This window comes from Sharpea porci, assembly GCF_009695655.1.
Lineage (GTDB): Bacteria > Bacillota_I > Bacilli_A > Erysipelotrichales > Coprobacillaceae > Sharpea > Sharpea porci.
Map to the genome: position 1 here is coordinate 1 of NZ_VUNM01000051.1, position 8,075 is coordinate 8,075.

Below are 8,075 nucleotides of genomic sequence, written 5' to 3' on the forward strand. Positions count from 1 at the left end.
ATTTAGCCTTGTATCAAGTTTCTGTTCGTACGCTCAAAGGAATCGCTACACCACTTCCTTCACTCCTACCTTTATGGTATCGGCTTGTGGTTCACTACACTTGGCGGTAACTACCTGTGGTCGGACTGTCTCCGACTGAATCAGTGCCATGCCCGGCACACTAGAAAAAAGAAGGTCATATGACCTTCTAGACTTAATGATATTTTTATGCCTCAGAATCCTTAGCTTCCGTTTTAATCTTCTTGCCAGCCATCATATTTGTAATATAGAGTCTATTTTTATCAATAGATTCTTTTGATGGGATTGTGTAATAAATAGCTGTCTTTGGCATTAAGTATCCACCTTTTCTCTTTTCGCTTGTTCCTTCAAGAATGGACTGCTGAATATCCCAAGATCCACCCTTATCTAGCTGCATCTTAGCTAGGCTTGTAATATCACTAGATTTCATATTTGTCTGGAATGTTCCTGCAACTGCATCTAATAAGCTTGTATAATTTGTGATCACTGCTGGTGACATCGCTTTATTTAATATTGCTTTTAAAACAGCTTGCTGATTTGCAGCTCGATGACGATCCCCTGTTAAGTAAATTTTTCTTTCTCGCGCAAATGCCAAGGCCGTACGACCATCCATGTGCTGTACTCCTTTTTTTATACGCACACCATCATCAGTCCATGGTCTAAAAGCTTTATCAGAATAGACATCTACACCACCTAATGCATCAACAATTTTTACGACAGACTGGAAGCCAATACGTGCTTGATAATCAATATCTAAATTCATAAACTTCTCAACCGTCTTTTCAACATTCGTTGTCCCAAACATACCAGCATGTGTAAGTTTATCTTTAACACCTACATTGGCTAGTGTGACAAAATAATCTCTAGGGATAGAAGTAAGGAGAATCTGTCTTGTATTAGGATTAATTGTAACAATCATATTCACATCACTTCTTGATTTCTCTTCAACACTACCTCTTGAATCCACACCTGATACCATAATAGTAAATGGTTCTTTTGTGACATTCTTATTGTTGGCCGTATTAGTATTCTTTTCCACAAACTCATGAGACCAAATAATCTCTGTGTCATTATTGAAGCTTTCAAAATAACCTTCTAGTGCAGTTTCATAAGCATAATCCATGAGTATTGCTTTTACTTTCCCACTATAGAGATCTTCACCTAATTTCTTATAATCATTATAATCTTTCTCAGTAAAAGAAATATCATCTTTGAGTAAACTTAGGCCTTTATTGAGATAGGTTGATGTTTGTTTCGTATTTATACCTATTCTTTCATCCTCAGCATCTTTTGCCGACTTATAGCCACTCTTCTTTAAAGCTACAAGTGCAATGACCGTCTTTGTTTCTGACATTCCTGTCATTTTTGCAATGGCACCATTTGTTTTAATCAACATGTAGGATGAAAAGATCATCGCAATAGAAACAACTAGAGAGACATACTTGCCTAGTTGTGCTCTTTTTGATTTCTTGGCATGTTTTCCTATTCTTTTTGGTGGCTTGATAAACTTATACATGAGTCTAAAAATTAAAAACAATACAATATAAACAACAATCAAATATTTTAAAGGTAAGACATTGAATTTAGTCATTTCATAACCAAGAAATATTTCAACTGCTGCCTGAAATAATATAATGATTTGCCATTTCAATTTCATAATCTATTCGCTCCCTCTCACTCAACCAGATTACTCTAAGTATCGAAAATTATACACTATACTTTTCTGAAAGCAATCGAAAATCAAAATCTTTCCACTTTCATTTTTTTCTATTTTAGTCTACAATTGTACGCGTAGGTTATAACCTATGTTATACTTAGTTAAGAAAGGATGAGATCTATGGTTCATCTATATAAATACTTAGCTGTTCTTCTTGTTGCCACACTGGTTGTAGGATGTTCTCCTAGCTCATCAAAGACAACTAAGAAAAAGACAACACAAACAGCACAAAAAGACAATAAAAAACAAACAGTAACAAAACTCTCTCTAAATCGTGATGATATCACACTACGATTAGGTCAGACATTTTTACTAGAAGTTTCCGGCAACACAAGTAAATCTATCGTCTGGGGATCTTATAACAACAACATTTCAGTAGTTGGTGATGAAGGCCTCATTATTCCTAAGAGTATTGGTACAACACGTATCACTGCTACTGTTGATGGAAAAACATTGGAATGCAAAGTAAATATCATTGGCAGAAAAGCTAAAATGCCTGATGATGCCAAATTACCTTATGATCCAGATAAGACATATCTAATGATCTTCTACTATGTTCATAATAAAGATGGCAGTAAGACAGGACACATTGTGCACACCGAAGAAATTTCTTCAAATCTACTTAATGGATTGTCAGCTCAAGCAGCTGGTGACAAGTGGGTGAAAGAAAATAAAGAATTCCTTGTTTCCTACTATGGTGAAGGCGATTATAATTACACAACACGTTCAGGCGATGAAATTAATTATTAATTGGCTTTAGAAAGATTTTCTAAAGCCTTTTTTGATGGCTTAGAAAAAGTGATGCCCTAACACAGCATCACTTTTCGCACACATTTTTCTATGTTTAGTCCATATGAGCTGTTACATTTGAATCCGTATCAGCGATTTGAACATCTTCGCCTTTAAGCATTTCTTTAATATACTTTGTATTTGCATCGATGGACTTTTGATCAGGGAAGTTATAATAAAGCTCAGTATTAGGCATCATCAAACCACCTGTTGCTTTCTTAGAAGTACCATAAAGTATTGATTTCTTTACTGTCCATTTACCACCCTTATCAAGTTGCATCTTAGCTAATGAAGTGATGTCAGAAGACTTTAAGTTTGTTTGGAATGTTCCTTCAATTGCACTAAGCAAACTTGAATATTGACTTAAAACAGAAGGTTTCATTACTTTTTCCAAGATAGCTTCAATAACAGCTTGTTCATTAGCTGATCTATGTCTATCCCCAGTTGTATATGTCTTTCTTTCTCTAGCGAATGCTAAAGCTGTTCTACCATCCATATGCTGCATTCCCTCTTTAATACGAACACCATGATCCGTCCAAGGAATAAATGCTTTATCTGAATAAACATCAACACCACCAATAGCATCAATAATCTTTGTAACAGCTTGGAAGCCAATACGGGCATTATAGTCAATATTAATATTCATGAAGTTTTCAATTGTCTTTTCAACACATGCAGTACCAAATAATCCTGAATGTGTTAATTTATCTTTTCCACCCTGCCCGTAGATAGGCACAAAGTAGTCACGAGGAATTGATGTCATAAGAATACGATGATGAGTAGGATCAATAGTAATAATCATGTCCACATCAGAACGTGATTTTTCAGTTACATCACCACGACTATCCACACCAGAAATAAGTAATGTGAATGGTTCCTTCGTAACCTTTGCATTTGTTGAAGTATCTTCAACCTTTTCCTTAATTTCATATTTCCAGATTGTTTTTGTTTTCTGTGACCAATCTTCATGATATGTTTCTAAAACAGATTGATAAGCATTATCTACAAGGATTGCTTTTACTTTACCATTATATAAATCATCACTTAATGATTTAAAAGTTGAGTAATCTTTTTTTGTGAACTTTGCTTCATCTTTTAATGCTTTTAAGCCTTTATCGATATTAGTCTTATCCGCAATAGTATTCACCCCAACAGGAGTCGATGCTTTTAAGTCATCAGCAGAATTAAACTTACTATCTTTTAAAGTCATCAGACTGATAACTGTCGTCTGTGTATCATTGCCTGTAATCTTAGCAATCGCACCTTCTGTCTTCATCAGCATACTTGATGCAATAAGCATTACAATTGATAAGAGGATTGAGATAATCTTGCCAACGATAGGTCTAATAGCTACTTTTCCACCATCGACTTGTTTTTTTGACTTAGTGAAGAAGAACATGCCAACTAATAAAAGCAACAATACAATAAATAATATTAATGCATACCTAAATGGTAGAACATTTAACTTAAATGTTGTGAACGCCAATAGTATTGATACGAGTAGCTGTAAAGCCATGATAACTTGCCAGCTTGTAATTATTTTAATCAATTTCATTAACTTTACCTTCCTTAATTAAATCTACATCTTTCATTATACATGGATGTAGTATCTTGGGAAATGACTTTTTTCAAAAATGCTAGTTATTAATATTCTGGTGAGACTGAACAGCTGTATTTTCTAAAGTACTGAACTTATAACCGTTGTCTTTATACCACTGAATAATCTGTGGTAACGCTTCAACAGTAGTAGTTTTAACCTGTGTATCATGCATCAAAATAATCGCTTTTTCATGCTTTGTGCCTGTTGCATTACGTACTAATGCATCAACTGGCTGTAATTTACCAGCTGCATCACCACTTGAAATATTCCAGTCATAATACTTATAACCCTTCTTTTCAAGATCAGCTGCTAATGTCTTCATAATACCAGTAGCATAATGACGACTTATTGTATTACTGCTACCACCAGGGAATCTGACAATCTTCGTTGTCTTGCCAGTTACTGATTTAATATAGTCTTCAATCTTATTTAAATCATCAAAGTATGTTTGTTCTGATTGATAGATAGAATACTCATGCGTATAACTATGGGCACCAATAGCACTACCTTCTTTAAGAATTCTCTTCATTAAATCTTTAGATTTAGGATTTTGTGCTGTAACAAAGAACGTGCCTACAACACCATTCTGTTTCAAAATATCAAGAATCTTTGCAGTATTAACAGATGGTCCATCATCAAATGTCAAGAATACTTCTTTAATACCATCATCAACACCCGCAGCCATTACTGAATTGGGCTGTTTGACAGTAACATTGGCGATAAACTTCTTTTTAAAATATTGAGCAGTTACTTTTGTAGAACCCTCTGCTTTAGAAGTTAAGACACCTTTAGAATTGATAGAAGCAATCTTGTCGTTATCTGTTGACCACTTAACCTTAGCTTCTGTGCCATCAAGCTTCATTGTATACTCCCTGCCAGGAGCAATCGTTAGATTAGTGACTGGCATTGAGGCTTTCGCTTCTAACTTCTTTTCTCTTTCTGCTTCTTTCTTAGCTGCAATTTCAGCTTTTTTCTTTTGATTAGACTGGTATGCAAAAACTCCACACATTCCAACAATCAATGCAATGACAATAACAATAATTGTTACCTTCATCTTACTAGATTTCAAATTCATTTCCTCTTCCCTCCTTAAAGGCAACCTCGATTATACTCAATTATGCCCATTTTTAAAGTACTTTTTTACTATAGTGGTATAACGTTAAAGATATACCACATGATAAAGACAGGTATAAACCTGTCTAATTATTGATATGGTGGTGACTAATGATATCAGAATTATCTAATGATCTAAATTCATAGCCATTATCTTTATAGAATTTAATAATTTGTGGTAAGGCATCAACTGTTGTTTGTTTTGCATTTGTATCATGCATAAGTAAGACAACTTTAGTCTGTTTAGTATTAGTTGCCTGATGCACAATAGATTCAACAGATGGTGCAGGCCACTCCGCATCACCACTTGATAAATTCCAGTCATAATACTGATAACCCTTAGCAAGCACTTCCTGTGTAAGCTTTGTCATAATACCCTGGCTGTACTTTCTACTGATGGTATTGCTGCTTCCTCCTGGGAATCGAATGATTTTTGTTTCTTTACCAGTTACATCCTTGATGTGTTTTAAGATCTTATTTAAGTCATCAAAATAATTATTCTCTGAACTATAAACATACTTGTAGTCATGTGTATAAGTATGTGCACCAACCGCATTACCTTCATCAACAGCACGTTTCATCAGATCAGCAGACTTTAGATCCATACCAGTTACAAAGAATGTCGCGTGAACACCATTATTCTTAAGAATGTCGAGCACCTGGGCTGTTTTAGGTGATGGTCCATCATCGAATGTCAGATATACAACCTTCTTACCATCATCCTGCATTACTCTTGGCATAGTTACAGTCACTTTGACTGGATATTTCTTTTTTAAGTATGTTGCGGTTACAACTGTATTACCCTCTGATACACCTGTCACAACACCTTTTTCATCCACTCTCGCTATTGCGCCATTAGCACTGCTCCAAGTCACCCTACCTTCAGCACCGTTAAGCTTTAGGTTGTATGTGCCTCGTATTTCAATAGATATTTGATCCTTATTAAGTTTAGCTTGTTCTTGTAGTTTCTTGATTCTTGCTGCTTCCTTCTTGCGTGCTTCTTCTTTCTGGTAGTCTTTGTAGGCTTTAATGCCAAAACCACCTAGTACGCCAAGAATAAGAACAACAACAATAATCCATACTACATTTCTTGTTCTCTTCTTCCCTGTCATTTCCTTTCTCCTCATCTCCATTACATTCTAGCAATGTCCTTCTTTATTGGAAAGCCCTACGCTTCATTTTTATCCCTTTATTAGGCAATAATTTTCATTAAATGTAACATATAAGTAAAAAACAAATATTTAAGCATATCTTTCCTTCAACATCTTGCATGATACAATTGAACTATTAAAAATATATGGTTATAAATCTAAAGTTTTTCTAAAGTTTTCTACTCCACATTGCAATACTTACAATAGAAAGATATTCTTATTTTAAGAAAAGTAATTTCTTCTAATTCATATGTTTTCACTTAAAAACTATTGTATACTTTATTTTAATAAAACTGCTTTTCAATAAAATCAAAGGGGGTTAGTTCAATGAACAATTCATATCAATTACAAGAATCAAAAAGTAAAAGAATTATATCTCTCGATATAATAAGATCCTTGGCTATCTTATTTGTTATTATTACCCATGCTTCAGACTTAACATATTTGTATAGCAAAACAACTGAAACAGTTATCGGACTCTCTGTCCCACAGAAGCTCTTCTCGCTTTCCCTCCATGTTATTGGTAGGTGTGGTGTACCATTATTCTTTTTTCTTAGTGGCTATTTAATTCTTCCAAGAGATTTTAGTAAACCAGGTGTAATTACAAAATTTTGGAAGAATAGTTTATTACCATTAGTTATTACTTCATCTATTTGGGGAATCATTTATTATTTTTATGGTGTCATTTTTGATGGAAAAATATTAGATTGGGGAAGATTTCTAAGAGAAGTTTTATTTTTTGAACATTACGAAGGTACTCACTTTTGGTATATTCCTGTTATTATTGGTATCTATTTATTTCTCCCATTCATTTCCATTCTTCTTTCTGAAATAGATCATAAGATTATATTTCAGCTAGGCTTATTTTCTTTGCTTTACATGACACTACCTGCAACAATTAATCCATTCCTGAATGTCTTAAAATTGAATTTCCAATTATCACCTATTTTAGATTTATCTTGGTCTGGTGGTTATTATGGATTACTGACTCTAATTGGTTATTTGTTTTATGAACAAAACTCTCTTATAAAGCAGCATTGGTTATGGATCCCTATTGGTATTTCTAGTTTTTCATTCCTTTTATGGCAAGAATATTATTGCTTTACTCATCAATGCGCCTATGATCTCTGGTATAACAATATCGTTCTCATTATCCTCTGCATGTCCATATTTGCTTTCATTCTACCTATTAAAAAAATTATTTTTCCTAAATTGTTTACATGGATCAGCAAACATACATTTGGTATTTACTTAATTCATAATATCTTTGTAGATTACTATTCAAAGCATACAACTCTCATCAATTATCATAAATTCTTCTATCTATTCATTATATCCAGTCTCTTAAGTTTATTATTAGTTTGGATCCTTGGTTTAAATAAGAAAATAGGTAAACTCATGATTCTTGCGAAATAAGCATATATCGCCTTATATAATAACAATTGATTTGTCTTGTTGTTAATTGTGTGAAGAGCTGGATATTATTTTCCAGCCTTTTTAATACTAAGCTGATAATCCTATATCGTGATTTACGTTATATATATTACATCCTAAAAAGGCAAATCAAAACCACGCCTAAAAGGCGTGGTTTGAACTGCGGCTATAAGCCTGTAATACCTGCTCGCGTCTAAAGGCGCTTGCTTTCACTTCGTTCAAGCTACCGCTCTTGACGCTCGCTATCCCTCAA

Annotated in this window: 6 protein-coding genes; 2 read left to right on the forward strand and 4 right to left on the reverse strand. The window is 34.0% G+C overall.

All coding sequences use genetic code 11. The features are described from left to right. Positions 1-205: 205 nt before the first annotated feature. On the reverse strand, positions 206-1,675 hold the full coding sequence (locus tag FYJ79_RS12085; protein WP_154518839.1) for an LCP family protein: 1,470 nt from the start codon (positions 1,673-1,675) through the stop codon (positions 206-208). 180 nt (positions 1,676-1,855) lie between these two features. On the opposite strand from FYJ79_RS12085, the gene FYJ79_RS12090 reads away from it, so the two are divergent. Then, positions 1,856-2,485, forward strand: a complete 630-nt coding sequence (locus FYJ79_RS12090; RefSeq protein WP_154518841.1) for an Ig-like domain-containing protein — start codon at positions 1,856-1,858, stop codon at positions 2,483-2,485. Positions 2,486-2,579: 94 nt separating this feature from the next. On the opposite strand, the gene FYJ79_RS12095 is transcribed toward FYJ79_RS12090, so the two are convergent. The 3 genes from FYJ79_RS12095 to FYJ79_RS12105 form a co-directional block, all read right to left on the reverse strand. Beyond that, positions 2,580-4,079: an LCP family protein gene (locus tag FYJ79_RS12095; protein WP_154518843.1), complete on the reverse strand. Its 1,500-nt coding sequence runs from the start codon at positions 4,077-4,079 to the stop codon at positions 2,580-2,582. A gap of 82 nt (positions 4,080-4,161) precedes the next feature. Next, positions 4,162-5,199 carry a polysaccharide deacetylase family protein gene (locus tag FYJ79_RS12100; RefSeq protein ID WP_154518845.1) on the reverse strand — a complete coding sequence of 346 codons (1,038 nt, stop codon included), beginning with the start codon at positions 5,197-5,199 and terminating at the stop codon, positions 4,162-4,164. A gap of 124 nt (positions 5,200-5,323) precedes the next feature. Then, entirely contained in the window at positions 5,324-6,349 is a 1,026-nt protein-coding gene (locus FYJ79_RS12105) for a polysaccharide deacetylase family protein (RefSeq protein WP_195837093.1), read from the reverse strand. A gap of 366 nt (positions 6,350-6,715) precedes the next feature. On the opposite strand from FYJ79_RS12105, the gene FYJ79_RS12110 reads away from it, so the two are divergent. Then, positions 6,716-7,804: an acyltransferase gene (locus FYJ79_RS12110; RefSeq protein WP_154518849.1), complete on the forward strand. Its 1,089-nt coding sequence runs from the start codon at positions 6,716-6,718 to the stop codon at positions 7,802-7,804. The last annotated feature ends 271 nt before the right edge of the window (positions 7,805-8,075 follow it).

Excerpts from the sequence above, each read along its gene's own strand:
- FYJ79_RS12085 (WP_154518839.1), bottom strand. The coding sequence starts at position 1,675 with ATGAAATTGAAATGGCAAATCATTATATTATTTCAGGCAGCAGTTGAA.
- FYJ79_RS12090 (WP_154518841.1), top strand. The coding sequence starts at position 1,856 with ATGGTTCATCTATATAAATACTTAGCTGTTCTTCTTGTTGCCACACTG.
- FYJ79_RS12095 (WP_154518843.1), bottom strand. The coding sequence starts at position 4,079 with ATGAAATTGATTAAAATAATTACAAGCTGGCAAGTTATCATGGCTTTA.
- FYJ79_RS12100 (WP_154518845.1), bottom strand. The coding sequence starts at position 5,199 with ATGAATTTGAAATCTAGTAAGATGAAGGTAACAATTATTGTTATTGTC.
- FYJ79_RS12105 (WP_195837093.1), bottom strand. The coding sequence starts at position 6,349 with ATGACAGGGAAGAAGAGAACAAGAAATGTAGTATGGATTATTGTTGTT.
- FYJ79_RS12110 (WP_154518849.1), top strand. The coding sequence starts at position 6,716 with ATGAACAATTCATATCAATTACAAGAATCAAAAAGTAAAAGAATTATA.